At 74.5% G+C, this 23,947-nt stretch carries 27 protein-coding genes; 10 read left to right on the plus strand and 17 right to left on the minus strand.

Annotated elements, in window-relative coordinates; translation table 11 throughout:
• Positions 1 to 73 precede the first annotated feature (73 nt).
• Together KOV94_RS12645 and KOV94_RS12650 are read left to right on the plus strand one after the other, a co-directional pair.
• On the plus strand, positions 74 to 766 hold the full coding sequence (locus KOV94_RS12645) for an LmeA family phospholipid-binding protein (protein WP_124341771.1): 693 nt from the start codon (positions 74 to 76) through the stop codon (positions 764 to 766).
• A gap of 62 nt (positions 767 to 828) precedes the next feature.
• Positions 829 to 1,557, plus strand: coding sequence for a M50 family metallopeptidase (locus KOV94_RS12650; RefSeq protein ID WP_124341770.1), 729 nt, complete (start codon positions 829 to 831; stop codon positions 1,555 to 1,557).
• A 106-nt stretch (positions 1,558 to 1,663) separates the two neighbouring features.
• Here KOV94_RS12650 and KOV94_RS12655 read toward each other — a convergent pair whose 3' ends face one another.
• Positions 1,664 to 2,353, minus strand: coding sequence for an HNH endonuclease family protein (locus tag KOV94_RS12655; protein WP_308160522.1), 690 nt, complete (start codon positions 2,351 to 2,353; stop codon positions 1,664 to 1,666).
• A 495-nt stretch (positions 2,354 to 2,848) separates the two neighbouring features.
• Between KOV94_RS12655 and KOV94_RS12660 the strand changes: the two genes are divergently transcribed.
• The 4 genes from KOV94_RS12660 to KOV94_RS12675 all read left to right on the plus strand — a co-directional run bounded on the left by KOV94_RS12660 (position 2,849) and on the right by KOV94_RS12675 (position 6,305).
• Positions 2,849 to 3,247 (plus strand): MerR family transcriptional regulator, encoded by a 399-nt coding sequence (locus KOV94_RS12660; protein ID WP_124341768.1) that lies wholly within the window; start codon positions 2,849 to 2,851, stop codon positions 3,245 to 3,247.
• 209 nt (positions 3,248 to 3,456) lie between these two features.
• The gene (locus KOV94_RS12665; protein ID WP_124341767.1) at positions 3,457 to 3,861 is read left to right on the plus strand and encodes a DUF2809 domain-containing protein; all 405 of its coding nucleotides are present in this window, start codon (positions 3,457 to 3,459) and stop codon (positions 3,859 to 3,861) included.
• Between the two features lie 126 nt (positions 3,862 to 3,987).
• Positions 3,988 to 5,493 (plus strand): amino acid permease, encoded by a 1,506-nt coding sequence (locus KOV94_RS12670; RefSeq protein WP_124341766.1) that lies wholly within the window; start codon positions 3,988 to 3,990, stop codon positions 5,491 to 5,493.
• A 74-nt stretch (positions 5,494 to 5,567) separates the two neighbouring features.
• Positions 5,568 to 6,305 carry an MIP/aquaporin family protein gene (locus KOV94_RS12675; RefSeq protein ID WP_218052232.1) on the plus strand — a complete coding sequence of 246 codons (738 nt, stop codon included), beginning with the start codon at positions 5,568 to 5,570 and terminating at the stop codon, positions 6,303 to 6,305.
• Positions 6,306 to 7,185: 880 nt separating this feature from the next.
• On the opposite strand, the gene KOV94_RS12680 is transcribed toward KOV94_RS12675, so the two are convergent.
• Both KOV94_RS12680 and KOV94_RS12685 read right to left on the minus strand, forming a co-directional pair.
• Complete coding sequence (locus KOV94_RS12680; RefSeq protein WP_124341764.1) at positions 7,186 to 7,626, minus strand: nitroreductase family deazaflavin-dependent oxidoreductase; 441 nt, start codon at positions 7,624 to 7,626, stop codon at positions 7,186 to 7,188.
• 61 nt (positions 7,627 to 7,687) lie between these two features.
• Positions 7,688 to 7,873, minus strand: a complete 186-nt coding sequence (locus KOV94_RS12685; RefSeq protein WP_124341763.1) for an antitoxin — start codon at positions 7,871 to 7,873, stop codon at positions 7,688 to 7,690.
• 138 nt (positions 7,874 to 8,011) lie between these two features.
• Between KOV94_RS12685 and KOV94_RS12690 the strand changes: the two genes are divergently transcribed.
• Positions 8,012 to 8,191, plus strand: a complete 180-nt coding sequence (locus KOV94_RS12690; protein ID WP_124341762.1) for a DUF1918 domain-containing protein — start codon at positions 8,012 to 8,014, stop codon at positions 8,189 to 8,191.
• Positions 8,192 to 8,266: 75 nt separating this feature from the next.
• A complete protein-coding gene (locus KOV94_RS12695) occupies positions 8,267 to 9,601 on the plus strand; it encodes an alpha/beta fold hydrolase (protein WP_225916606.1) in 1,335 nt (444 codons plus the stop codon).
• 42 nt (positions 9,602 to 9,643) lie between these two features.
• Here the strand turns inward: KOV94_RS12695 and KOV94_RS12700 are convergent, their stop codons facing one another.
• The 9 genes from KOV94_RS12700 to KOV94_RS12740 all read right to left on the minus strand — a co-directional run bounded on the left by KOV94_RS12700 (position 9,644) and on the right by KOV94_RS12740 (position 15,795).
• Entirely contained in the window at positions 9,644 to 9,880 is a 237-nt protein-coding gene (locus KOV94_RS12700; protein WP_124341761.1) for a helix-turn-helix domain-containing protein, read from the minus strand.
• The gene (locus KOV94_RS12705) at positions 9,877 to 10,536 is read right to left on the minus strand and encodes a hypothetical protein (protein WP_218052233.1); all 660 of its coding nucleotides are present in this window, start codon (positions 10,534 to 10,536) and stop codon (positions 9,877 to 9,879) included. Before KOV94_RS12705 ends, KOV94_RS12700 begins: the two co-directional genes overlap by 4 nt.
• Before the next feature lie 197 nt (positions 10,537 to 10,733).
• Entirely contained in the window at positions 10,734 to 11,168 is a 435-nt protein-coding gene (locus KOV94_RS12710) for a type II toxin-antitoxin system VapC family toxin (RefSeq protein WP_124341759.1), read from the minus strand.
• Entirely contained in the window at positions 11,165 to 11,407 is a 243-nt protein-coding gene (locus KOV94_RS12715; protein WP_417282005.1) for a YlcI/YnfO family protein, read from the minus strand. The genes KOV94_RS12710 and KOV94_RS12715 overlap by 4 nt, the downstream gene beginning before the upstream one ends.
• Positions 11,408 to 11,440: 33 nt before the next feature.
• Complete coding sequence (locus tag KOV94_RS12720; RefSeq protein ID WP_218052234.1) at positions 11,441 to 12,469, minus strand: LLM class flavin-dependent oxidoreductase; 1,029 nt, start codon at positions 12,467 to 12,469, stop codon at positions 11,441 to 11,443.
• A gap of 358 nt (positions 12,470 to 12,827) precedes the next feature.
• Positions 12,828 to 13,790: a glycoside hydrolase family 113 gene (locus KOV94_RS12725; protein ID WP_218052235.1), complete on the minus strand. Its 963-nt coding sequence runs from the start codon at positions 13,788 to 13,790 to the stop codon at positions 12,828 to 12,830.
• Positions 13,791 to 13,864: 74 nt separating this feature from the next.
• On the minus strand, positions 13,865 to 14,296 hold the full coding sequence (locus KOV94_RS12730; protein ID WP_218052236.1) for a VOC family protein: 432 nt from the start codon (positions 14,294 to 14,296) through the stop codon (positions 13,865 to 13,867).
• Between the two features lie 57 nt (positions 14,297 to 14,353).
• Positions 14,354 to 15,106 (minus strand): uracil-DNA glycosylase, encoded by a 753-nt coding sequence (locus tag KOV94_RS12735; RefSeq protein WP_372449470.1) that lies wholly within the window; start codon positions 15,104 to 15,106, stop codon positions 14,354 to 14,356.
• A gap of 149 nt (positions 15,107 to 15,255) precedes the next feature.
• On the minus strand, positions 15,256 to 15,795 hold the full coding sequence (locus KOV94_RS12740; RefSeq protein ID WP_124341755.1) for a TIGR00725 family protein: 540 nt from the start codon (positions 15,793 to 15,795) through the stop codon (positions 15,256 to 15,258).
• Positions 15,796 to 15,929: 134 nt separating this feature from the next.
• On the opposite strand from KOV94_RS12740, the gene KOV94_RS12745 reads away from it, so the two are divergent.
• Complete coding sequence (locus KOV94_RS12745; RefSeq protein ID WP_124341754.1) at positions 15,930 to 16,148, plus strand: hypothetical protein; 219 nt, start codon at positions 15,930 to 15,932, stop codon at positions 16,146 to 16,148.
• Positions 16,149 to 16,236: 88 nt separating this feature from the next.
• Here KOV94_RS12745 and KOV94_RS12750 read toward each other — a convergent pair whose 3' ends face one another.
• From KOV94_RS12750 to KOV94_RS12770, 5 genes are all read right to left on the minus strand, one after another.
• A complete protein-coding gene (locus tag KOV94_RS12750; protein ID WP_124341753.1) occupies positions 16,237 to 16,857 on the minus strand; it encodes an L-threonylcarbamoyladenylate synthase in 621 nt (206 codons plus the stop codon).
• A 51-nt stretch (positions 16,858 to 16,908) separates the two neighbouring features.
• The gene (locus tag KOV94_RS12755) at positions 16,909 to 18,963 is read right to left on the minus strand and encodes an elongation factor G (protein WP_124341752.1); all 2,055 of its coding nucleotides are present in this window, start codon (positions 18,961 to 18,963) and stop codon (positions 16,909 to 16,911) included.
• 216 nt (positions 18,964 to 19,179) lie between these two features.
• On the minus strand, positions 19,180 to 20,151 hold the full coding sequence (locus KOV94_RS12760; RefSeq protein WP_124344474.1) for an FKBP-type peptidyl-prolyl cis-trans isomerase: 972 nt from the start codon (positions 20,149 to 20,151) through the stop codon (positions 19,180 to 19,182).
• 173 nt (positions 20,152 to 20,324) lie between these two features.
• Positions 20,325 to 22,649, minus strand: coding sequence for a thioredoxin domain-containing protein (locus KOV94_RS12765; RefSeq protein WP_218052237.1), 2,325 nt, complete (start codon positions 22,647 to 22,649; stop codon positions 20,325 to 20,327).
• 102 nt (positions 22,650 to 22,751) lie between these two features.
• Complete coding sequence (locus KOV94_RS12770; protein WP_124344515.1) at positions 22,752 to 23,255, minus strand: septum formation family protein; 504 nt, start codon at positions 23,253 to 23,255, stop codon at positions 22,752 to 22,754.
• Between the two features lie 231 nt (positions 23,256 to 23,486).
• Between KOV94_RS12770 and KOV94_RS12775 the strand changes: the two genes are divergently transcribed.
• Positions 23,487 to 23,912, plus strand: a complete 426-nt coding sequence (locus KOV94_RS12775; RefSeq protein ID WP_124344514.1) for a VOC family protein — start codon at positions 23,487 to 23,489, stop codon at positions 23,910 to 23,912.
• Positions 23,913 to 23,947: the final 35 nt, after the last annotated feature.

Here is a 23,947-nt window from a genome sequence, read left to right on the forward strand (position 1 = left end):
ACCCGAGCCGCGCACCTGCGCCCGCCGTGCACGTAGCGCCTGAGGCGGCCGTGCTCATGGCCGGGGCGGGCCGATGAGCGGGCGGGCGGTCGCGGTCGTCGTGTCGACGGTCGTGGTGCTCGCCGCGGGGGTCGTGGTCGCGGACCGGGTCGCGGCGTCGACGGCCGAGCGGCGCGCCGCCGAGTCGGTCCAGGCGAACCTCGACGTCACGGGGACCCCGACGGTCGCGATCGACGGGTTCCCGTTCCTCACGCAGGTGCTGGCCGGCTCGCTCGACCACGTGACCGGCAGCGTCGACGGCGTGACGCTCGACGGCGGTCTCACCGCGACGGACGTGACCTTCGACGCGCAGGGCGTGAGCACGTCCGAGCCGTACACGGTCGCGACCGGCTCGATCACCGGGACCCTTCCGACGGCGACCATCGAGCAGGTCGTCGCGGAGCAGGCGGAGCTCGACGTCACGGTCGCGGTCGACGGCGACTCGCTGGTCGCGTCGGGCGAGGTGCTCGGAGTCGCGCTGTCGGCGGCCCTCGAGCCGCGCGTCGAGAGCGGTCGGCTGCTCGTCGACGTCGGGCAGATGTCGCTGGGCGGGCTGACGATCACGGTCGACGACCTCCCGGAGCGCGTCGCGTCCCGTCTCCGCGGGCTCGAGGTCCCGGTGACGGGCCTGCCCGAGGGGCTCGTGCTCTCGAGCGTGCAGGTCGTCCCCGACGGTGCACGCGTCACCGCCACGGGCGAGGACGTCACGCTCACCGCCCAGCCCTGAGGCGCCGCCGGTAGGGTCCCCCTGCCTGCGGACACGCTGCGGGCGGGACGCCGAGGAGAGCCGTGGACTGGTGGAACGAGACGTGGCAGTCGGTCACCACACCGCTGCCCGTGCCGGACACGGCCGTCGTGGTCGTCACCGCCGCCGTCGTGCTGCTGGCGCTCGTCGTGCCGCAGCTCTGGCATCTCACGCGGCACGCGCTCACCATCGTCCACGAGGCCGGTCACGCGGCCGTCGCCGTGCTCGTCGGGCGACGCCTGTCCGGCATCCGGGTGCACTCCGACACCTCCGGCCTGACGGTCTCGGTCGGCAAGCCCCGCGGTCCCGGCATGGTCGCGACCGCCGCCGCGGGCTACCCCGCACCGGCGCTCCTCGGGCTCGGTGCGGCGTGGTTGCTGTCGCAGGGTTACGCCGTCGCGCTCCTCTGGCTGCTCGTGGTCGTCGTGGCGCTCGTGCTCGTCCAGATCCGCAACTGGTACGGCCTGTGGTCCGTGCTCGTCAGCGCGGCGGTGCTCGTCGGCGTGACGGTGTGGGGCTCGGCGGCGGTGCAGTCGACGTTCGCCTACCTGGTCACGTGGTTCTTCCTCCTCGGTGCTCCGCGGGCGGTGCTCGAGATGCAGTCCGGGCGGCGACGCGTCCGGCGCCGGGGCGGCTCCGACGTCTCCGACGCCGGGATGCTGGGCCGTCTGACCCACCTGCCGGGGCTCTTCTGGGTCGGTGTCCTGCTCCTCGTCTGCCTCGCGTGCCTCGCGTTCGGCGGCGCGTGGCTGATCGGCCTCCAGCTCGCCTGAGACCCACCCGGCACAACACGCCCTCTCTGCCTCTGCGCGTTCTCCTGCCTCCGCTCGTCTTCGGCCCTCTGCACGTCCCGCCGTCTCGCCGTCGGGTCCTGCGCTCTCACGTCGTCGCGCACCCGCCGAGGGCGTGCGCGAGGGCTCGCCGTTCGTCGCGCGTGACGGACAGGTCGTACGCGGACTTCACGAGCACCTGCCGCACGGCGTACGCGCAGCGGTACCCCGTGTTCGGCGGCAACCACTGCGACGCGTCGGCGGCGCCCTTGTCCTGGTTGGTCCCGCCGTCGACGGCGAGCAGGTTCGCCGGGTCGTTCGCGAACGCGGTCCGCGCGGTGTCCGTCCACCCGGCCGCACCGGCGGCCCACGCGTCCCCGAGCGCGACGACGTGGTCGATCTGGACGTCGCCGGACGCCGTACCGCGCACGAACGCCACCGGACGTCCGGTGTACGGGTCGTCGAGGGTCCCGCTGAGCACGAGGCAGTCGCGCGTGCCGGGCTTGGTCACGACGTCGGTGAGATCGCGCCGCAGGACGTCGTTGCGGGTGTCGCAGCCGTTGCGGTCGACGTCGGCCCATGCCTGCCCGAACGCGTCACGGTCGTACGGGTCGGTCGGCGGCGGTCCGCGCACGTCGAGCGCCGCGAGCGCGGCACGCGCGACCGTGAGGTCGTCGGGGTGCACGGGGTAGCGCGCCGACGAGCGCGCCTGCGTCCACGCCGGGATCCCCGTCCCGAGCGCGACGCACAGGACGAGCACGCCGACCGACGTGCGACGCGCGCGCAGGTGCCGACGCACCGCCCGGATGCGCGACGCGGCGAGCCCGCTCGCGGACGCGGCGTGGGCGTGGGCGCGACCAAGGGCACGGGGGCGGGGGTGCCGACCGCGGGCCGGACGGCTCCTGCCCACCGGAGGGCTCGTGCAATGCCTGTGGGCGCGCGTGGTCATGGAGGCAGCCTCCGCCGCGATCGGCGGGCTCGAGCCGTCGCCGTCGCGAGCGGTGGATGAGACTCCTCATGAGCGGGCTGTGGGCGGGTCGGCTGAGCGCGGGGTGGGGGTGTGAGCCGGGCCTCGACGCGTGGCGGCCGGCGCAGACGACGGGTCGGCGCAGCGGGCGGTGGGCCGAGGGTGGGTCGGGCAGCGGCCGGTGGGCGGGTGAGCCGAGGGTGGGTCGGCGCAGCGGGCGGAGGACGGGTGAGCCGAGGGCGGGTCGGCGGAGCGAGCGGACCGCTCGGCGTCGACCGTGGCCGTGGTCTTGACTTCGAGTGCGCTCGAAGCGCCACCATCGGACCCATGAGCGTCGTCGCGGAGCGCGTCAGCCTGAGCATCGCCGAGGCAGCGGAGGCCACGGGCCTCACGGCCCACACGCTGCGCTACTACGAGCGCGACGGGCTGCTGCTCGACAACGTCGACCGGGCCGCGTCCGGCCACCGCCGGTACACCGAGCAGGACCTCGGGTGGATCCGGCTCGTCACGAAGCTGCGGGCCACGGGCATGCCGGTGCGCGAGATCCGGCTGTACGCCGACCTGGTCCGCGCGGGTGAGGGCAACGAGGACGCGCGGCTCGCACTCCTGCGGGCGCACCGGGACCGCGTCCGTGCACAGCTCGACGAGGTCGCCACGCACCTGCTCGCGATCGAGGGCAAGATCGCCGTCTACGAGGGGACGTCGGACACCTGCACGTCCGCGTGACGTCCGCGCCGCCCGGAGCACCGTCGCGCCACGCTCTCATCCAGCCCGAGCGGCGGCGCATCCTGCTCGTGTCGGCTCGAGGTCGGGTGCGGCGACCGTCTCGCGGTCCGAGGGGCGGCTCCCGCCTGCGCCGATCGTCCGTCCGACCTGCACCGTGCCTCCACGCGCTCGCCGGCCGGGCCACGCGCGGCCCTGCCTAGGGTGTGCGCGTGCCTGCCCGACCTCGCCGTTCGCTGCTCCTGGCCGCCGCGGTCGTCGTCGCCGCCGGGCTCCTCGTCGCGACGCGGGCGACCGGACCGGTCGCCGATCCGACGGGTGACGCGCTGTACGCGGCGCTCGTCTACGTGCTCGTGCTGCTCGTGGGCCCCCGGGTCGCGCCGTGGCGGGCGGGCGCGGTCGCGACGGCCGTGTGCGTCGCCGTCGAGCTCGCGCAGCTGACGGGAGCGCCGGCCGCGCTGGTGCAGGCGGTGCCGGTGAGCCGGTTCGTCGTGGGGACGACGTTCGTGCCGGTCGACCTGCTCGCGTACGGGCTGGGTGCGGCGCTCGCGACAGTGGTCGACGCGTCGGTGCTCCGCATGGTGCGCAGGTCCCGGGAGGGGAGTCCGACCCGCTGACACACTGAGCCGTCCACAGCCCCGGAAGCGCGCGTCGGTGTCCACAGGCCGCTCGTGCCGGGGTGCCGAGCACACGCATCCCCGGCATGCTGTCCCACGTCAGCGCACGCCGGCGAAGGGGCTGAGATGGCGACGTCGACGAGCATCTTCCGACGCAAGTCCGTGGAGGACTCGCTCGCCTCCGCGGAGGACCCGGACCGCCACCTCAAGCGGAACCTCACCGCCTGGGACCTCGCGATCATGGGCGTGGCCGTCGCGGTGGGCGCGGGCATCTTCTCGGTCGGCGCGACGGCCGCCGCGAACTACGCGGGCCCCGCGGTCATCCTGTCGTTCGTCATCGCCTCGATCGTCTGCGCGCTCGCCATCATGTGCTACGCCGAGTTCGCGTCGACGCTGCCCGTCGCAGGCTCCGCGTACACGTTCTCGTACGCGTCGATGGGCGAGTTCGTCGCGTGGATCATCGGCTGGGACCTGATCCTCGAGATGCTGCTGGCCGCAGCGGTGATCGCGAAGTTCTGGGGCGTCTACCTGTCCGACGCGTTCGGGCTCTTCGGCATCGACGTGCCGACGACGCTCGAGCTCGGCCCGGTCGACGTGGAGTGGGGGCCCGTCGTCATCGTCGCGATCTTCACGACGCTGCTCGCGATCGGCACCAAGCTCAGCGCGCGCGTGAACAGCGTGTTCACGATCATCAAGGTCGGTATCACGGTGTTCGTCATCGTCGCGGGCTTCTTCTACGTCAACGCCGCCAACTACTCGCCGTTCGTGCCGCCGTCGCAGCCGGCCGAGGGCGCGTCCTCCCTGGAGCAGCCGCTCACCGCGTTCCTGCTCGGCATGGACCCCTCGATGTACGGCGTGATGGGCATCCTGTCCGGCGCCGCGCTCGTGTTCTTCGCGTTCATCGGCTTCGACGTCGTCGCGACGACCGCGGAGGAGGCGCACGAGCCGCAGCGCACGATCCCGCGCGGCATCCTCGGCGGCCTCGCCGTCGTGACCGTGCTCTACATCCTCGTGACGATCGTGGTCACCGGGATGGTGTCGTACACCGACCTCGCCGCGTCGGACTCGCCGTCCCTCACGACGGCGTTCGTGCTGGTCGGCGCGGACTGGGCGGGCCGGATCATCAGCGTCGGCATCCTCGTGGGCCTCACGTCGGTGCTCATGGTGCTGCTGCTCGGCCTGACGCGCGTCGTGTTCGCGATGAGCCGCGACGGGCTGCTGCCGCGCGGCATGTCCCGCACGTCCCCGCGGTTCCGGACACCCGCCCGCCTGCAGATCGGTGCCGGCATCGTGGTCGCGCTGATCGCAGGCCTGTCCGACGTCGAGCTCCTCGAGGAGATGATCAACATCGGCACGCTGTCGGCGTTCGTCCTCGTCAGCTTCGGCGTCCCGATCCTCCGCAGGCGTCGGCCCGACCTGGCCCGCGGCTTCAAGGTGCCGTGGTCCCCGGCGCTGCCGATCATCGCGGGCGTCGCCTGCATCTGGCTCATGCTCAACCTCACCGCGCTGACCTGGGTGCGGTTCGCGGTGTGGCTTGTCATCGGCGTCGTCATCTATGCGGTGTACTCCTACCGGCACTCCGTGGCCGGACGCGAGCAGACCGACGAGCCCGCGACCGCCCGGACGCCCTGACCGACCCGACGACGTGACGACCGCGCCGCAGCCCGGCGCGTGCGACGAGCGAGCCCGCAGAGGAGACGCACCCGATGGACCCGTCCTACGCGCTCTGGATCCGCGTGACGTGCGAGTTCATCGGCACCGCCATCCTCATCATCCTGGGCAACGGCACCGTCGCGAACGTCCACCTCAAGGGGTCGAAGGGCTACCGCGGCGGGTGGTCGCTCATCGCGATGGGGTACGGGTTCGGCGTGATGATCCCGGCCGTCATGTTCGGCGGGATCAGCGGCAACCACATCAACCCGGCGTTCACCCTGGGGCTCGCCGCGTGGGGCCTGTTCCCGTGGTCCAACGTGCCGTACTACATCGCGGCGCAGATGCTCGGCGCCATGGCCGGGCAGCTGGCCATCGTCGTCACGCACAAGCCGTACTACGACGCGACGACCGACCCCGACGACATCCTCGCGACGTTCTCCACGGTCAACGCCGCACGGTCCCGGCTCAACGGGTTCGCGAACGAGCTGCTCGGCTCCGTGATCCTCTTCTCGTGCGCGCTCGGGATCGTCCACTCGCCGCTCACGACGACCGAGCCGGGGCTCGCGCACGTCGTCATCGGCTTCCTCGTCTGGGGCCTCGTCGCCGGGCTCGGCGGGCCGACCGGACCCGCGCTCAACCCCGCGCGTGACCTGGGGCCGCGCATCGTGCACGCGCTCCTGCCGCTGCGGCACAAGGGCGGGTCGGACTGGCGGTACTCCTGGGTGCCCGTCGCGGCGCCGATCCTCGGCGGACTGCTCGGCGTCGGCGGCTGGAAACTCCTGCTCGGCTGACGCGCGCGCACCCGCACGTCAGGGGTAGCGCGCGGGCTGCCGAGGACGGGCTCGCACGACGCGGGCGTGCGGGAGCGGACGAGCGACGGGCCGGCCGGGACGCGGGCGTGCGAGAGCAGACGAGCGACGGGCCGGCCGGGACGCGGGCGTGCGAGAGCAGACGAGCGACGGGCCGGCCGGGACGCGGGCGTGCGAGAGCAGACGAGCGACGGGCCGGCCGGGACGCGGGCGTGCGAGAGCAGACGAGCGACGGGCCGGCCGGGACGCGGGCGTGCGAGAGCAGACGAGCGACGGGCCGGCCGGGACGCGGGCGTGCGAGAGCAGACGAGCGACGGGCCGGCCGGGACGCGGGCGTGCGAGAGCAGACGAGCGACGGGCCGGCCGGGACGCGGGCGTGCGAGAGCAGACGAGCGACGGGCCGGCCGGGACGCGGGCGTGCGAGAGCAGACGAGCGACGGGCCGGCCGGGACGCGGGCGTGCGAGAGCAGACGAGCGACGGGCCGGCCGGGACGCGGGCGTGCGAGAGCAGACGAGCGACGGGCCGGCCGGGACGCGGGCGTGCGAGAGCAGACGAGCGACGGGCCGGCCGGGACGCGGGCGTGCGAGAGCAGACGAGCGACGGGCCGGCCGGGACGCGGGCGTGCGAGAGCAGACGAGCGACGGGCCGGCCGGGACGCGGGCGTGCGAGAGCAGACGAGCGACGGGCCGGCCGGGACGCGGGCGTGCGAGAGCAGACGAGCGACGGGCCGGCCGGGACGCGGGCGTGCGAGAGCAGACGAGCGACGGGCAGGCCGGACGCGGGCGTGCGAGAGCAGACGAGCGACGGGCCGGCGCAGACGCGGTGTGCGTCGCAGCCGGCCGTCTGCCCGTCGTCGACGGGTCAGGGCTCGATCGGCGTGAGGACGAAGAGCGGGATCCGACGGTCCGTCTTCGTCTGGTAGGTGTCGTACGCGGGCCAGACCGCGGTCGCGCGCGCCCACCACTCGTCGCGCTCGGCACCTGTCGCCTCGTGCGCCTCGTAGTCGCGCCTCACGGCACCGTCCTGCAGCTCGACGTGGGGGTGCGCGACGAGGTTGTGATACCAGGCGGGGTTCTCGGGGGTGCCGCCCTTGGACGCGACGACCGCGTAGCGACCCTCGTGCTCGACGCGCATGAGCGCGTTCTTGCGGAGCTTGCCGCTCGTCGCCCCGACTGAGGTCAGGACGATGACGGGCTTGCCCTGCAGCGTGTTCCCCTCGCGGCCGTCGGTGGCCTCGAAGAGCTCGGCCTGCTTGCGGGCCCACTCGGACGTGCTGGGTGCGTACTCACCGGTCAGAGGCATGCTGGTCGCAACCTTCGGTCTCGTGGCGTCATTCCCGCCGCGCACGCCGGACGGGCGGAGGTCAGTGCTTCTTCTGCTGGTCGAGGAAGTCCTTGGCCTTCTCCACGACCTCGTCGACCTTCGCGTCGGTGCCGTCGTCCGTGCGTGACTTCACGACGCCCGCCGCGCGGTCGAGCGCGTCCTTCGCCTGCTCCTCGTGGCCCTGCAGGGCGCCCTTCGCCTTGCTGACCAGGTCGTCGATGCCCATGTCGTCTCCTGCCGGCTCGTGGGGTCGCCGGATCGCCCCGGCACCCGTCAGTCTGCGTGCCCCGCGGCGGGCCCGCCCGTCGGGAGACGTGGTGGGCGCGGGCCGCGGTGTCTAGCCTGGGTGTCGAGGTGAGCGACGATGCACGCTGAGGTGGGTGACACGGTGGTCGTCCACGGCCGGACGGTCGGGACGACGGATCGCCGCGGGACGGTCGTGGAGGCGCGCGGCTCCGACGGGCCGTACCTGGTGAAGTTCGACGACGGGCACGAGAGCCTCGTCTTCCCGGGTCCGGACGTGTCGGTCGAGGCACGGGCCTGAGCCGAGCCGGACGGCGGGCGCCGACGGTGGTGGGCGGTCGACCGGTGGTCCGCGCGGGCCCCTACGCTGACGCGCATGGGTGAGCGGCCGGGCGGCGACGGGCAGGACGACGGGTACCGCATGACGGGGTTCGTCGTGCGCGACCACCGGGTGCGCGTCCCGGTCGACCGTGCTGACCCGGCGCGGTTCGGGGAGATCGAGGTGTTCGCGCGCGAGGTCGTCGACCCGCGTCGCGCCACGGAGGACCTGCCGCTGCTGCTGTTCCTGCAGGGCGGCCCCGGCGGGATGGGCCCGCGGCCCGCGCAGGGCGGCTGGCTCGCGAAGGCGCTCGAGAAGCACCGCGTGGTGCTGCTGGACCAGCGCGGGACGGGCCGGTCGTCGCGTGTGGACGCCCGCACGGTCGAGCGGATGACGGCGTCCGGTGCCGACGCGGCGACCGTCGCGGACTACCTCGCGTGCTTCCGCGGCGACGCGATCGTCGCGGACGCCGAGCACCTGCGTGCGACCGTCTTCGGCGGGAGGCGGTGGGCGACGCTCGGGCAGTCCTACGGCGGGTTCCTCACCATGACGTACCTGTCGCGGCACCCCGAGGCGCTGACCCGCTGCTACGTGACGGGTGGCCTTCCGCCGCTGACGGTCGACGCCGAGACGGTGTACCGGCACACGTTCGACCGGCAGGAGGCGCGCAACCGCGAGCTCGCACGTCAGCACCCCGACGACGTGGCGCTGCTCGGCGCGCTCGCGGACCGGACCGCCGCCGGGGACGTGGTGCTGCCCGGCGGGGACGCGCTCAGTCCGGAGCGGCTGCAGGCCCTCGGGATGTCGCTCGGGATGAGCACAGGGATCAGCGGCCTGCACTGGCTGCTCGACACGGCGCTCGACGACGCGACGGGCGAGCCGTCGGTGCCGTTCCTCGCCGAGGTCGCGGCGCGCACGGGCTTCGAGACGAACCCGCTGTACGCGGTGCTGCAGGAGGTCATCTACCACCAGGGCGAGCGCACGGGCGGGTGGGCGGCAGCCGCCGAGCACGACCGGCGGTCCTCGTTCGCGTCGTCGGCGCGCCCGCTGCTGCTCACGGGCGAGGCGATGTACCCCTGGATGTACGCGCAGCAGGCGGCGCTGCGCCCGTTCGAGGTGGCCGCGCACCTGCTCGCCGAGCGGACCGACTGGCCCGAGCTGTACGACCTCGACCGGCTCGCGTCCAACGACGTGCCCGTCGCGGCGGTGCAGTACTACGACGACCCGTACGTCGACCTCGACCTGGCGCTGCGCACCGCGGACGTCGTCGGGAACGTGCAGGTGTGGATCACGAACGCGCACCTGCACGACGGGCTGCGCGTCGCGGGCGACACGATCCTGCCGCGCCTCGTCGACCTGGTGGACGGCGTCTGGTCGGTCACGGGCCGCTGATCGGAGCCGGACCCGGACCTGCGCGCCGCGTGCACCGGGCGGTCACGCGTCGGGTGGCACGACCTCCAGGAGGTCGCCCGGCTGGCACCCGAGCACGTCGCAGACCACGGTGAGCGTGCTGAACCGGACGGCTCGCGCCCGGCCGTTCTTGAGCACGGACAGGTTGGCGACGGTGATCCCGGTCAGCGCGGCGAGCTGGACGAGCGTCATCCCGCGCGCGTCGAGCAGGGCGGCCAGGTGGGAGACGACGCGATGCGTGCCTTCGTCGTCGACGCTCACACCAGTCCTCGGACGTCGGCGGCCAGCCGGCTGCCTCGGCGGGTCGCGGCGGCGAGGGCGATGAGCAGCAGGGCCAGGAGCAACGGCCACCAGGTGACCTCGAAGGCCGGTGCGAGCCAACCGGTGGGCATCTCGAACGAGCCGGTCGACGACCACCGTGGGGTGCCCTCGATCACCGCGACGATGCGGGCGGCCGCGAGACGGTCGCCGACCGTGGCCAGCGCCCAGGCCCCGGCGACGACGACGGCGGCGAGCAGGAGTCGCCGGTCGTTGCCCGGACCGAACGGGCGACCCGACGCGGTGCTGCGCAGCACGGGGACGAGCAGCAGCCCGACGCCGCCGCCCGCGACCAACCCTCCCCATGCCCCGGCGGTCGCGAGGAGCGCGCTGAGAGCGTCGCCCGTCGTCCCCGCCAGCAGGCTGCCCGAGCGACGGACGGGCAGCGGCTCACCGGCCGGCCAGACGTCGGGCGACGCTGCGGGCTCGCACGAGGAGCCGTCCGCCATCGTCCAGCCGTCGACGCATGGCACGAGCGCGTCCGTGTACGCGACGGGGGCCGTGAGCCGCACGGGAGCCTCCGCGGCGGTGCCGCGGTCGTCCGCAGCGAGCACGGCGATGACGACGCCCGCGACGACCGCGAGGGCCGAAGCGACCATCAGTGCTCCGACCAGGAGCGCGGAGCCCCACGTCCGAGCCGACCGCTCGTCCACCTGCTCGTGCTCAGCCGTTGCCGACATCGCCGCACCACCATCTCGATAGTCGATGTGTTTCGGCGCCGAACATATCGACGATCGAGACGTCCGGGGAGGTCGGTCACCCGGTCGCCGCGGTGGCGGCAGCGGACGACCGAGTGTCAGGGCGAGTCGACAGCCGTGACCCAGCGCAAACCGGGGAAACGCGCGAAGTCGCGGTCCTGGGACACCCACGTCGCCCCGTGCTCGATCGCGACGGCGGCATGCTGCGCGTCGGACACCAGGTTCCCGCGTGCGTTCGCCGCTCGACAGAGCTCGCCGACGAGGTGCCAGTGCCGCGGACCGGGCCCCACCCGCACGACGTTGGGGTGGTCGAGGAGGCCCTGGACGAACCCGAGCGCCTCGTCGACGGTCGACGGTCTGACGAAGACGCGCGGGTGGGTGAGGACCCGCACGACACCGCCGAGGATCGCATCGGTGACGCCGAACGCGTGCGGGCCGGGAACGTGCTCCTCGACCCAGGCGCGCAGCTCGGGGTGCTGGACGGCGTCCGCCCGCACCGCGCCCACCAGCACGTTGACGTCCGGCAGGATCACCGCCCCTCCATCACGTCGAGCAGCGCAGCGCCGTCGTCGAGCTCGACCCCGGGCTGGAGACCGCCGCTGCCAGTGGGGACGACGACGAAGTCGACGCGGGCTGGCGCGTCGGAGGCGTGTCGCCGCAGTGCGTCGCGCAGCGCCTCCTCCACGAAGGACGTCATCGTCTCCCCCGATGCGGCAGCGGTCGACTTGACCTCGCGGTACAGGGCGTCAGGCAGGATCAGCGTCGTGCGCACGCACATCACCATATCGGCCATATGCGAATATGACTACTCGCACCCCGTCCGGCCGAGATGGGGGGCGACGGAGGTCGCGACGTTCTCGAGGATGCGGCGGCTCATCGCGTGCGACGCGTTCGCGGGCAGGACCACGTCGAGGCCGGTGGCCTCGCGCAGCGCGACGTCGGCCCGCAGGCTCTCGACGACCGCGTCGGCCGGGCCGTGGTGGGTCGGCGAGAACACGCCGAAGCCGGTTCCGGGGTGGGGGCGGCCGCGCGAGTCGAAGCGGCCCGCGTACCAGGCGACGTACTCCGCGAACAGGTCGTCGTCGGCGGGTGTGACGCTCGGCAGCACGATGCGGCCCGCGACGACGCGCGGCGTCCGGCCGGGCACGTCGAACGCGTCCTTGTAGGCGAGGATCTGGTCGCGCTGACCCTCCTCGAACGAGCGCCCGTCGTCCTCGGTGTTGAGGGTCGAGACGAGCAGGTCCATGCCCTGCTCCGCGGTCCGCACGGCCGTGGCACGCGATCCCGGGCCGTACCAGACGCGGTCCGCCAGACCGGGGCTGTGCGGTGTGACGGTCAGGGGCGTGCCCGGCTCGGCGATCGGGAAGCCCGACGACGGCGCGACGGCCACGGGCTCGCCGCGCAGCGCCGCCCGCAGCCGCGTGATCCGGTCCTGCGACTCGTCGTCGAACGAGCGCTCTCCCGCGCCGTACACGCCGTCGAGGACCGCGGCGGCCGGCTTGATCCCGCCCGCGACGCCGAGCTCGAGCCGCCCGCCCGACAGCAGGTCGACCGTCGCGGCGTCCTCCGCGACGGACACCGGGTCCGCGTAGCGCATCGGCAGGACGGCCGTGCCGAACCGCAGGCGGGTGGTGCGCTCGGCGATCGCCGAGAACAGGGGGAACGGCGACGACAGGAACCGTTCGAGGTGCCGGACGCGCACCCAGCCGACGTCGTAGCCGAGCTCCTCGGCGAACCGGAACAGGTCGACCGCGTCGCGCAGCGAGCGGCGGGCGTCGGCGGGGTCGTCGTAGGGGACGAACGTGAGGAACGAGAGCTCGAGGCGCGGCGTCACGTGCGCACGGTACGACGCAGGGTCCGTGGTCGGCGGACGGCGGCTCGCGCGTCCCACCGGTCGGTCGGCGTCAGCCCCACCAGCGCCACCAGCGCGGACCGGCGGGGACGCCCTCCGGTCGCGGCCGCGGCTCGCCGGCATCGGGCGCGGCGTCGGTGCCGCGCGGATCGGTCCCCGAGGGCTTCGGCGGGTCGGTCGCAGGGTGCGTGGTGTCGGGCGCCGGGTCGGTCCTCGCAGGTCGCGTCCCGCGCTCGCGTGCTTCCTCGCCCTGCGCCGGTGCCGTCTCCATGTCGGCCAGCGTGGAGGGGATCCTGGCGGGTGGCCAGCGGAATCGTCGTCGACCACCCGCCCGGCGTCGTCAGACGCGCGTCGTGGTGCGCTCCGCGTACGCCTCGCGGACGGTGGCCTCGGCGGCCTTGCCGTACATGCAGTAGTCGTCGTTCGTGGCGGCGTCCGCCTCGTCGTACAGGGACGCGGGCCAGTCCCACAGCATGAAGCCCTGGACCCACGGGCGGCGCGCGCTCGCGGTGAAGGCGGCCGCGTACCAGGCGACCTGCGCCCCCTGCGACGGCGCCCCGCGCAGCGACCAGTCGTTCGGCAGCGCGGGCGACCCCTCGCGGCTGGGGCAGCCGGCCTCCATGAAGAAGAACGGCTTGCCGAACCGCTCGACGACGGGCTCGATGCGGTCGAGCTGGTTCTCCCAGTCGTCGACGGGGTAGTAGCCGGAGGACGAGATCACGTCGACGGCGTCCCACCAGGTGACGCGGTCCTCCTGGTACTTGTCGCAGTTGTACGTGACGAGGCCGTCGTACACCTCGCGGACCGAGGCGACGAGCGCGCGCCACTCGTCCGCCCGGCGGTCCGTCTGGACCATCTCGCAGCCGATGCAGAGCATCTCGACGCCCTCCTCGGCGGCGATCCGCGCGTGGTGGACGACGTAGGCGGTGTACGACGCGAACCAGTCGCGCCACGTCGGCTCGCACGGGACGTCGTGGTCGAAGAAGTTGATGTGCGCGCGCCAGGTGCCGTCCGCGACGTTGACGACCGGCTTGAGGACGACGCGCAGGCCGCGGGCCTTCGCGGCGCGGACCGCCCACCGGACCTCGTCGTCGGTGACCGTGGGCGGCTCGGTCCAGCGGACGTCGACCGACTGCGCGGTGTCCTGGTAGGCGGCGAACGTGATCGCGGTCCAGGTGACGCCGAGGCGCTCGACCATGAGGTCCATCGACCGCTCGGCCGTCGGGCCGGCCCACGTGCCGCGGACACCGGTCCAGCCCCACGTCATGCCGGCGACGTACCCGCCGAGGATCTGGTCGCTCATGTCGCCTCCCGTCCCGACGACGCTCCGTCGCGACGTCTCCGGACAGCGTAGACGACTTTCTCAGTCTGCTGAACTTAGTCGCGCGCGGGTGGCGCGGCGTGCATCCACGGCGTGTCGGTGAGGCCGACGAGCAGACCCTCCGGGCTCAGCAGTCGCGAGGTCGTCTGCCCCCACGGCTCCTCGGTCGCCCCCCGCAGCACCCGGTGGCCCGCAGCCGCGAGCTCCGCGACACCCGCCGCGACCGCCTCGACCGACGGCACGTCGAGCTCGAGCCACGCCTGCGGCACCGGCACGTCGGCCGGCCACGCGGACGACCCGAACGTCGACTCGGCGGCCTGGGCGAGCGGCCACAGCGCGAACGCCTTCACGCCGTCGAGCGAGTCGTTGGTGAGGTAGCCCGGAGCGGGCTCCTCCAGCGGGATGCCCAGGCCGCCCTCCCAGAACGCGCGCGCGGCGGCGCCGTCCCGCGTGATCGGACCGAACCCCGCGACGAACGCGACCTCCACGTCGACCTCCCCGCACGCCCCGCCGCGCGACGCCCGCGCGGTCCGGTGCGCCCGACGCTAGACCTCGCCGCCCACGGCGAGCTCGCGCGCGCGCTCGAGCACCGCGTCCAGCATCGCGGGCGTCAGCCGGCCCGTGAAGGTGTTCTGCTGGCTCACGTGGAAGCAGCCGAGGAGCGTCAGCTCGGTCCGCCCCCGGCCGGCGTCCGGCCGTCGCAGCCGCACCTCGACGCCGTGCCCGAAGGCCGGTCGCGGACGGGGCACGTCCCACCCCTGCTCCGCCAGCGTCGTGAGCACCGCCTGCCACCCGAACCCGCCCAGCACGACCATCACGCCCGCGTCGACGAGCTCGACCTCGCGCGCCAGGTACGGCCCGCACGTCCGGCGCTCGGCGGGCGTCGGCGCGTTCGCCGGCGGCGCGCACCGCACGGGAGCCGTCACGCGGATCCCCGTGAGCGTCAGACCGTCGTCGGCGCGCACCGACAGCGCCTGCGACGCGAACCCCGTCCGGTGCATCGACGCGAACAGGAAGTCGCCCGACCGGTCGCCCGTGAACATCCGGCCCGTGCGGTTCGCGCCGTGCGCGGCGGGCGCCAGGCCCACGACGAGCACGCCCGCCTGAGGGTCGCCGAAGCCCGGGACCGGTCGTGCCCAGTAGGTCTCGTCGCGGAAGGCGGCGCGCTTGACCTCGGCGACCTCCTCGCGCCACGCGACGAGCCGCGGGCACGCGCGGCACCCGACGACCAGCGCGTCGAGGTCGTCGAGGGTCGCGGCGTCGCGCGCGAGCAGCAGGCGTCGCGCATCGTCGGGCAGGGCTCCGTCCGACGGGCGCGACGCCCCGCCCGTCGTCGCGGCGGTCGTCGAGGTCGCGGGAGTCGTCGAGGTCGCCGGCGTCGTCGAGGTCGCGGGAGTCGTCGCCGTTCGGCGCGCCCGCCGCTGGCGCGGGGCGCCAGTCGCGTCCGTCACCGGCCGCCCCCGAGCAGGTCGTCGACCGCCTCGAGCGCGGCGCGTGCGTCGGGCACGTGGTGCACCGCCGGCCGGGCCGACGTCCCGCCGGTCAGACGCTCCGCGGTGACGCCCGGCGGCGGTCCCGGCTCGTGCCCGTCAGCCGCGCGGACGACCCAGCCGCCGACGGCGATGACCGGCACGCCCGCCCGGACTGCGAGCGCGACCTCGCTCAGCGTGCCCCACGACCCGCCGACGCTCACGACGACGTCGCTCGCGCGCACGAGCAGCGCGTTGCGGACCTCGCCCAGCCCGGTCGGGAGCGCGACGGTGAGCCACCGGTTCCCGGCGTCGCGGTCGTCGCCCGGCAGCAGCCCGACGACCGTGCCGCCCGCGTCGTGCGCGCCCCGCGCGACGGCCGCCATGACGCCGCCGAGCCCGCCGCACAGCACCACATGACCGAGCGCGGCCAGCCCGCGCCCGACCTCCTCGGCGACGTCCAGGTCGACCCCCGACGCCTCGCCCGGCCCCACGACGCCGACGTGCCCGCCGCTCATCGCACCTCCCGCACGTCGTCCCGTCCCCCCATCGGACCACACCGCGACCGGATCGGGACCAGTTCGTGACCTGGGAGGCTTTCCTGGCAGCGCGACCACCCCGCATCCTTCCGGCACGTCGAAGGAGGCGAGACATGGAACGAGCCGTCACGGGTTCGTCCGACGAGCCGGTGGTCCGGGTCGGCTGCTACTGCGGCTGCCCGACGTGTCCCGGGACCGGCAGCGCCCCGGCGGACGCGTCCGACGCGGAGTGGTTGCACCGCGTGCTGCCGCCGTCGACGTCGCAGCCGTGGGTGCTCCTGCCGTTCGGCGCGGTCTGGTCGGGGCGCTCGACGGTCGACGTCACCGACTGAGCCGAGGGGCGTCAGCCCTCCGTCGACCGCCGACAGAAGACCGCCCGCCGCAGACCGCCGCCGGTCGGCGAAGGGCGACCGGCGGCGCTCAGGCGAAGCGCGACGCGTCGCCCGCACCGACGCGGACGACCTCCGGCGCGTCCTCGGTCCAGTCGACGACGGTCGTCGGCACGGTGCCGCAATCGCCGGCGTCCACAACGGCGTCGACGACGTGGTCGAGCTCCTCCTTGATCTGCCAGCCGTCGGTGAGCGGCTCGTCCTGGCCGGGGAGCAGCAGCGTCGAGGAGAGCAGCGGCTCGCCGAGCTCGCGGACGATGGCCTGCGCGACGCGGTTGTCGGGGATGCGCACGCCGACGGACCGCTTCTTCGGGTGCGCGAGCCGACGCGGCACCTCGGGCGTGGCCTTGAGGATGAACGTGTACGGCCCGGGCGTGGCCGCCTTGATCGCGCGGAAGGCCGCGTTGTCGAGGTGCACGAGCTGCCCGAGCTGCGCGAACTCCGCGCAGACGAGCGTGAAGTGGTGCCGGTCGTCGAGGTGGCGGATGCGGCGGATCCGCTCGGCGCCCTCCTGGTCGCCGACCCGACAGCCGAGCGCGTAGCAGGAGTCGGTCGGGTAGACGACGAGACCGCCGTTGCGCAGCAGGTCGACGACCTGCGTGATCGCCCGGGGCTGGGGGTCCTGCGGGTGGACGTCGAAATAGCGGGCCATGCGCCCGAGCGTAGGCCCGGCGGCCGCGACGTCGCCGGTCGGACGGGTGCGTCAGGCGGGCACGAGGTGGTCGGGGCAGACCTCGAAACGGTCGGGGGTCACGGTCAGCTCGGCGCGGCCGCCCGTGAGCGAGCGCAGGTCGAGCGCGTACCGGGAGAGCTCGGCCTCGGGCACGGACGCCTCGATCCGGACCGTCCCGTCGTCGAGCGACGCCGTCGCGGTGATCCTGCCGCGCCGCGACGACAGGTCGCTCATGACGTCGCCCTGCGCGGCCGTGGGGACGACGACCGACACGTGGCAGATCGGCTCGAGCACCACGGTCCCGGCGGCGGCGAGCGCCTCGCGCACACCGGTCGCGGCGGCGGTGCGGAACGCCATGTCGGACGAGTCGACCGAGTGCGACTTGCCGTCGTACACCTCGACGCGCAGGTCCACGACGGGGTACCCGTGCGGGCCGCCGTGCTCCATCGCCTCGACGACGCCCTTCTGCACCGCGGGCAGGTAGCCGCGCGGGATCGCCCCGCCGACGACCTTGTCGACGAACTCGAACCCCGACCCGTGCGGCGCGGGCGAGACGCGCAGCTGCACGACCGCGTACTGCCCGTGCCCGCCGGACTGCTTCTTGACCTTGCCCTCGGCCTCGACGGGCTTGCGGATCGTCTCGCGGTAGCCGACGGGCACGGGCGACGTGCGCACGTGCACGCCGAAGACGCGCGCCAGGCGCTCCAGGGCGACGGCGAGGTGGGTGTCGCCGAGGCCGCGCAGGATCGTCCGGTCGGTGCTGCGGTCGACCGTCAGCGTGGTGTCCTCGGCGACCAGCCGGGTCAGCGCGGCGGACAGCCGGTCGTCGTCGGACTGCGTGAGCGGCTCGAGCGCGAGCGCGTACACGGGCGGGCGGGTGCGCGGCGGGACGGCCGTCATGGCGGCGCCCGGGCCGGTCCGGTCCGCGAGGAGCGACCCCGACGGCGTGCCCGTGAGCTTCGCGACGGCCGCGACGTGCCCCGCCGGGACGGTGTCGACCGGCACGTGCTCCTTGCCGCGCAGCCGGAAGAGCCCGGGGATGCGCTCCTCGGTGCGGGTCGTCGTGTTGACGAGCTTGTCGCCGGGGCGCAGCGTCCCGGACAGCACACGCAGCAGCGTCACCTGCCCGACGAACGGGTCGGCGAGCGTGCGGAACGCGTGCACCAGCACCGGGCCGTCCGGGTCGGCCGCGACCTCGACGACCGTGTCGCCCGCGAGCACGCGCGACGTGCGGTCCGCGGGGGACGGCGCGAGCTCGCACAGCAGGTCCGCGAGCCGGTCCACGCCGACCCCGGTGACCCCCGAGACGACGAGGACCGGGAATGCCTCCCGGTCCCTGACCTCGTGCGCGAGCGTCCGCTCCAGCTCGGCGGCGCTCGGTACGTCGCCCGACAGGTAGCGCTCCAGCTGCTCGTCGTCGTGCGCGACGATCTCCTCCGTCACCTCGTCGTGCAGGCGGTGCTCCTCGTCCACGACGTCGGCCGGCAGCGGCTCGCTGTGGTGGTGACCGTCGGCGTCGTACGCGAGGCCCTCCTCGGTGAGCACGTCGGCGACGCCCGTGAACGCGGACTCCTCGCCCAGCGGCAGCTCGAGCGGCACGAACCCGTCACCGAACGCCGCGCGCAGGTCGGCGACGACGTGCCGGAAGTCCGCGCGGGCCTTGTCCTCCTTCGTCACGACGACGATCACGGGGAGGCTCGCGTCCGACGCCGTGCGCCACGCCGCGTGGGTGCCCGCCTGCACGCCGTCGACCGCGCTGACCACGACGAGCGCCAGGTCTGCGGCCGACACCGCGGCGTCGCACGCGCCCACGAAGTCCGGCGACCCGGGGGTGTCGAGCAGCGTCACGTCGTAGTCGCCGTCCGGGGCGCGCCATCGGAACGGCGCCACGCCCAGCCCGAGGGAGATGCCGCGCGCGACCTCCTCCGGCTCGTGGTCGCTCACCGTCGAGCCGTCCTCCACGCGCCCGGGCCGGGTCAGCACCCCGGCCTGGTGGAGGAGCTCCTCGACGAGCGTCGTCTTGCCCGCGCCGGCGGCGCCCAGCAGGGCCACCGTGCGGATCCTCGGCGTCGTTGCCTGGTCCATCGTCGTCTCCCGGCCGCCTCCCGGCGGTTCCCCGGGGGCACGTGCGACCACACTAGCCAGACCGGCGCGGGCGCGGCAGGACGAGAGGCCCTGGTGCCCGCGACGGCCGCGTGCCGGGCGCTGACGCGGCTCCGGCGCAGTCCTGGCGAGGACGGCGACGGCCCGGGACGCACCCTCGCGAGGAGGGGCGTCCCGGGCCGTCAGGTCCGGCGTGCGTCAGCGCGCGTCGAGGATGTCGACCACGAAGACGAGTGTCGAGCCGGCCGGGATCGAGCCCTGCTCCTGGTCGCCGTAGCCCTGGTCCGGCGGGACGACGAGCAGGACCTGGCTGCCGACCGGCTGCCCCTGCACGCCCGTGTCCCAGCCCTGGATGACCGCGCCCGCGCCCGCCTGGAACTCGAACGGCTCGCCCTTCTCCCACGCGGAGTCGAACTGCGTGCCGTCCCACAGCCAGCCCGTGTACTTGACGGTGACGAAGTCACCCTCCTCGACGACCTTGCCCGTGCCCGTGATGAGCGGCTGCGTGACGAGCGTCGTCGGGGCCGCGCCGCCGACCGGGGTGATCGACGGCGCGCCGTCCTCGCCCAGCGTCACGGCCGGCAGGCCCGCGGCCGGTGCGACGGCCGCACCCTCGGCCCGCGTCGGCAGGCTCGCGGGGTCGGCGCCGTCGACCGCGTCGACGACCTCCATCGCGTACACCTGCGTGTTGTCCTCGCCCGACGACAGCGCGACGAGCACGCGGGCGCCGACGTGCGCGCCCTCCAGCTCGGTGTCGAGCTCCGCGATGCTGGTCTGGCCGACCTTGATGCGCTGCGGGGTGTCCGTGTCGTACGTCGAGCCCATGGTCGAGCCGTCGGTGCCGTTGAGCATGAGCATCTGGATGGACATGATCTGCCCGTCCTTCAATTCGTCGCCGTCGCCGTCCTCGACGAGGTGCGCGACGAACGTCGTCACGTTGAACGGCGTGCTCGGGAGCGTGACGGTCGGCTCCTTGCCCGCCTCGCCCTCGATCGTCACCTTGGCGAGCGCCGCCTTGTCGGCGGCGACCGCCGCGTTCGCGGACGCCGACGCGTCGGCCGACGGCGAGTCGTCGGAACCGCCGTCACCGCTGCACGCGGCCAGCGAGAGGGACAGGACGAGCGCGGTCGCCGTGGCGACGACGGCGCGAGCGGTGGTCGTGCGACGCACGAGGGTCCTCCGTCGTTTCGGGTCCCGCCCGGGGTCAGGCGGCGGACCCCGGCACGGTACGCGACTTTCCTGGGCGTCCGCTGAGGGTGCCCGTGCGAAACCCTTCACCCACGGCGTCGTCGTGGCTCGGGTCCGCCGCGCGGACGTGCTGCGCCGGTCGCGACCTGCACGGGTCAGCGCGTGCCGAGCGCGGCGGCCAGGTCCTCGGGTGAGGTCGTCGGCCGGTCGCAGACGAAGCCGCGGCAGACGTACGCGGCGGGGCGGCCGTCGACGACAGGGCGGTCGCGCAGCAGCGGGACGACGAGGTCCAGGTCCGGCGCACCGGCACCCGCGGGGGCGCTCGTGCCGCCGTCGGCCGGCCGTGCGTCGGGCGGCGCGGCGGGTGGCCCGACCGCGACGACCAGACCCGGTGCCGGCGAGCGCAGCGCGACGCGGTGCAGCGCGCGTGTCCGCTCGTCGTCGGCGCGGCCCACGACCGCGACCTCGCGCGGGCCGTCGAGCAGCGCCTCCGCGACCGCGAGCGCCCACCCCGCCGCGCGCGGGTGCGGGACGGCGATGCGCAGCGGCTCGGCGAGCGCGCGCTCCGCGGCCTCGCGGTGGCGCGTCGACCCCGTCAGCGCCGCGTACGTGAGCAGCGCACCCGCGGCGGCCGCCTGGCCCGACGGCGTCGGACCGTCCGCCGGGTCGTGCGGGCGGCGCAGGCGGGCCAGCACCGGGTCGGTCTCGTCGTCCGCGGTGTCGTAGAAGCCGCCGTCGCCGTCGGGGAAGCGGTCGAGCACCGTCCGGAGCAGGCCGCCCGCGTGCCGCGCCCAGCGTCCGTCGCCCGTGACCGCCGCGAGCGCGAGCAGGCCCTCGGCGACGTCCGCGTAGTCCTCGAGCACGCCCGCGGCTGCGCCGGCGACGCCGTCCCGCGAGGCGCGGACGAGCCGGAGCGGGACGTCCGCCCGGCCGTCGCCGTTCGGCGCGCTCGCAGGCGTCGCCGGTGTGCCGTGGTCGGTCGGGGCGCCTCCAGGGGTCCCGCTGTCGCGGCCCGGTGCGGTGTCGTCGGACCGGGGAGCGACGGGCGTCGTCCCGCTCGACGTCGGGAGGTCCGGGCGGACGTGCAGGTCGACGAGCAGCGTCGCGGCGGCGACGGCCGCGTCGACCCAGTCGGGACGGTCGAGGAGCGCGCCCGCCTCCGCGAGCGCGGCGACCGCGAGGCCGTTCCAGGCGGACACGACCTTGTCGTCGCGGCCGGGCTGCGCGCGGGTCGCCCGGTGCGCGAGGAGCCGGGCGCGGACCGAGGCGGCGCGGTCCTCGTCGTCGGGGTCCGTGTGGAGCGTCGGGACGGACGTGCCGTGCTCGAAGGTGCCGGTGTCCGTGACGTCCAGCAGCGCGGCCGCCCACGCACCGTCCTCGTCGCCGAGCACCTCGCGCAGCTCGGCGGGCGTCCACACGTACGTCGCGCCCTCGGTGCCGTCGGTGTCGGCGTCGAGCGACGACGCGAAGCCGCCCTCGGCGGTGCGCAGGTCCCTGACCAGCCAGTCCGCGGTGCCCGTCGCGACGTGGCGCGCGAGCGGCGAGCCCGTGCTGCGCCACCAGTGCGCGTAGGCGCGCAGCAGCAGGGCGTTGTCGTAGAGCATCTTCTCGAAGTGCGGGACCGTCCAGGTGGCGTCGACCGCGTACCGCGCGAAGCCGCCGCCGAGCTGGTCGTGGATCCCGCCGCGGGCCATCGCCTCGAGCGTGTGCTCCGCCACCGCCAGCGTGCGGGCGTCGCCGGTGCGCGCGTGCCGGCGCAGCAGCCACTCGAGGACCGTCGAGGGCGGGAACTTGGGAGCGCCACCGAACCCGCCGAGCACGCGGTCCTGGGACACGAGGAGGCGGCCGAGCGCCCGGTCGAGGAGCGCGTCGTCGACGACCGTCGCGGGGGCGGCGACGAGCGGCGCGCCGTGGTCGACGGTCGCCCGCGGGTCGCCGTTCACGTGCGGCGCGGTCGCGTCGGCGGGTGCCGGTCCGGACCGCGGGGCGGCGAACGCGTCGCGGATCGTCGTGGCGGTCGCGTCGACCTCCTCGCGACGCGTCTGCCACGCGGCCGCGATCCCGGCGAGCACCTCGGGGAACGACGGCACGCCGTGCACGGGCCGCGGCGGGAAGTAGGTGCCGCAGAAGAACGGGGTGCCCTCGGGTGTCGTGAACACCGTCATCGGCCAGCCGCCCTGCCCCGTGAGCGCCTGCGTCGCGGCCATGTACACCGCGTCGACGTCGGGCCGCTCCTCGCGGTCGACCTTCACGTTGACGAAGTGCGCGTTCATGAACGCGGCCGTCGCGTCGTCCTCGAACGACTCGTGCGCCATCACGTGGCACCAGTGGCACGCCGCGTACCCGACGGACACGAGCAGCGGGACGTCGCGACGACGGGCCTCCGCGAAGGCGTCGTCGCCCCACTCCCACCAGTCGACGGGGTTGTCCGCGTGCTGCCGCAGGTACGGGCTCGTGCTGGCGGTCAGGCGGTTCGTCATGACGCTCCCCTCCGCGGGGCGTCCGGCTCCCCGGGAGCGTCCGACGCTACGCGCGGAGCGGCGACGCCGCGCGGGCGGTGAGACCCGCGCGGCGTCGGGCGATCAGCGCGCGGCGCCCTTGAGGGTGCCGGTGACGAGCTCGCCGTCCGTGTCGAGGACGCACTGGATGACGCGGTCGTCGACCGTCTCCCAGCCGCCCTGCGACGGCGTCAGCGGCCAGACGTACAGCGCCGAGTCGTCGTAGGGGATGCCGACGAACGTCTCGAACTCGGCGGCGCAGAACTCCTCGCCCTGCGCCACGAGCGCGTCGTCGCCGGGGAAGTCGCCCTCGGGCAGCTCGGTCTGGGCGATGATCTCGCCGTCGTGCGGGTCGGCGCAGGGGACCACCGGGAGCGACTCCATCTCGGTGTCGTCCTCCATCGCGCTCGCGTTGATGCAGTCGCCGACCTGCACGGAGAACACGTCGGCGTCGGCCGACTCGGTGATCTGGCCGCCGGGGGACTCGCGCGGTGCGTCCTCGGGGCCGAGGAGCGCGCAGCCGGACAGCGCGAGGAGCAGGAGGGCGGGGGCGGCGACGGACGTCGCGACGCGCCGGGTGGGGGACACGGGTACTCGATTCCGGGGGGCAGACGGGAGCCAGGGGCAGGGGCCCGGACTGGCGACGCGGCATCCAACCACGGGCGCGAACCTGTGCGTGGGCTGTGTGACCCGCTTCACAACCACCCGACGGAACCGCAGGTCCGCCGTTCACCGCGACGTCGCTCGCGGGGCCTACCGACGTGTCGGTGGTCGGGTCCACGATGGGCGCGTCCGCACCGGATCGACGAGGAGGCCCCCATGGCCGTGATCCTGAACCCGTACCTCAACTTCCGCACGGGTACCCGCGAGGTGATGGAGTTCTACCAGTCCGTCTTCGGGGGCGAGCTGAACGTCAGCACGTTCGCCGACTTCGGTGCGACGCAGGACCCGGCCGAGGCGGACCTCGTCATGCACAGCCAGCTGACGACCCCCGACCTCACGCTCATGGCCGCCGACGTGCCGCCCCGCATGGAGCTCGCGTCGGGGTCCACGATCTCCGTGTCGCTGAGCGGCGACGACGACGCGAAGCTGCGCGGCTGGTACGACGCGCTCGCCGACGGCGGGACCGTCCTCGAGCCGCTGACCGTCGCACCGTGGGGCGACGCCTTCGGCATGTGCGTGGACAAGTTCGGCACGACGTGGCTCGTCAACATCTCCGGGCCGGGGACGGGGGCGGACGCCTGACGCGTCTCTCGTCCGACGCCCGTCGAGGCCCGTCC

Source organism: Cellulomonas algicola (genome assembly GCF_019024305.1).
Taxonomy (GTDB): domain Bacteria; phylum Actinomycetota; class Actinomycetes; order Actinomycetales; family Cellulomonadaceae; genus Cellulomonas; species Cellulomonas algicola.

Bases quoted from the DNA above. Each gene is read 5' to 3' on its own strand.
- KOV94_RS12645 (WP_124341771.1), top strand. From the start codon at position 74: ATGAGCGGGCGGGCGGTCGCGGTCGTCGTGTCGACGGTCGTGGTGCTC.
- KOV94_RS12705 (WP_218052233.1), bottom strand. From the start codon at position 10,536: ATGGTCGCTTCGGCCCTCGCGGTCGTCGCGGGCGTCGTCATCGCCGTG.
- KOV94_RS12745 (WP_124341754.1), top strand. From the start codon at position 15,930: ATGGAACGAGCCGTCACGGGTTCGTCCGACGAGCCGGTGGTCCGGGTC.
- KOV94_RS12755 (WP_124341752.1), bottom strand. From the start codon at position 18,963: ATGGACCAGGCAACGACGCCGAGGATCCGCACGGTGGCCCTGCTGGGC.
- KOV94_RS12680 (WP_124341764.1), bottom strand. From the start codon at position 7,626: ATGCCTCTGACCGGTGAGTACGCACCCAGCACGTCCGAGTGGGCCCGC.
- KOV94_RS12670 (WP_124341766.1), top strand. From the start codon at position 3,988: ATGGCGACGTCGACGAGCATCTTCCGACGCAAGTCCGTGGAGGACTCG.
- KOV94_RS12740 (WP_124341755.1), bottom strand. From the start codon at position 15,795: ATGAGCGGCGGGCACGTCGGCGTCGTGGGGCCGGGCGAGGCGTCGGGG.
- KOV94_RS12765 (WP_218052237.1), bottom strand. From the start codon at position 22,649: ATGACGAACCGCCTGACCGCCAGCACGAGCCCGTACCTGCGGCAGCAC.
- KOV94_RS12775 (WP_124344514.1), top strand. From the start codon at position 23,487: ATGGCCGTGATCCTGAACCCGTACCTCAACTTCCGCACGGGTACCCGC.
- KOV94_RS12725 (WP_218052235.1), bottom strand. From the start codon at position 13,790: ATGAGCGACCAGATCCTCGGCGGGTACGTCGCCGGCATGACGTGGGGC.
- KOV94_RS12660 (WP_124341768.1), top strand. From the start codon at position 2,849: ATGAGCGTCGTCGCGGAGCGCGTCAGCCTGAGCATCGCCGAGGCAGCG.
- KOV94_RS12750 (WP_124341753.1), bottom strand. From the start codon at position 16,857: ATGGCCCGCTATTTCGACGTCCACCCGCAGGACCCCCAGCCCCGGGCG.
- KOV94_RS12690 (WP_124341762.1), top strand. From the start codon at position 8,012: ATGCACGCTGAGGTGGGTGACACGGTGGTCGTCCACGGCCGGACGGTC.
- KOV94_RS12675 (WP_218052232.1), top strand. From the start codon at position 5,568: ATGGACCCGTCCTACGCGCTCTGGATCCGCGTGACGTGCGAGTTCATC.
- KOV94_RS12695 (WP_225916606.1), top strand. From the start codon at position 8,267: ATGGGTGAGCGGCCGGGCGGCGACGGGCAGGACGACGGGTACCGCATG.
- KOV94_RS12685 (WP_124341763.1), bottom strand. From the start codon at position 7,873: ATGGGCATCGACGACCTGGTCAGCAAGGCGAAGGGCGCCCTGCAGGGC.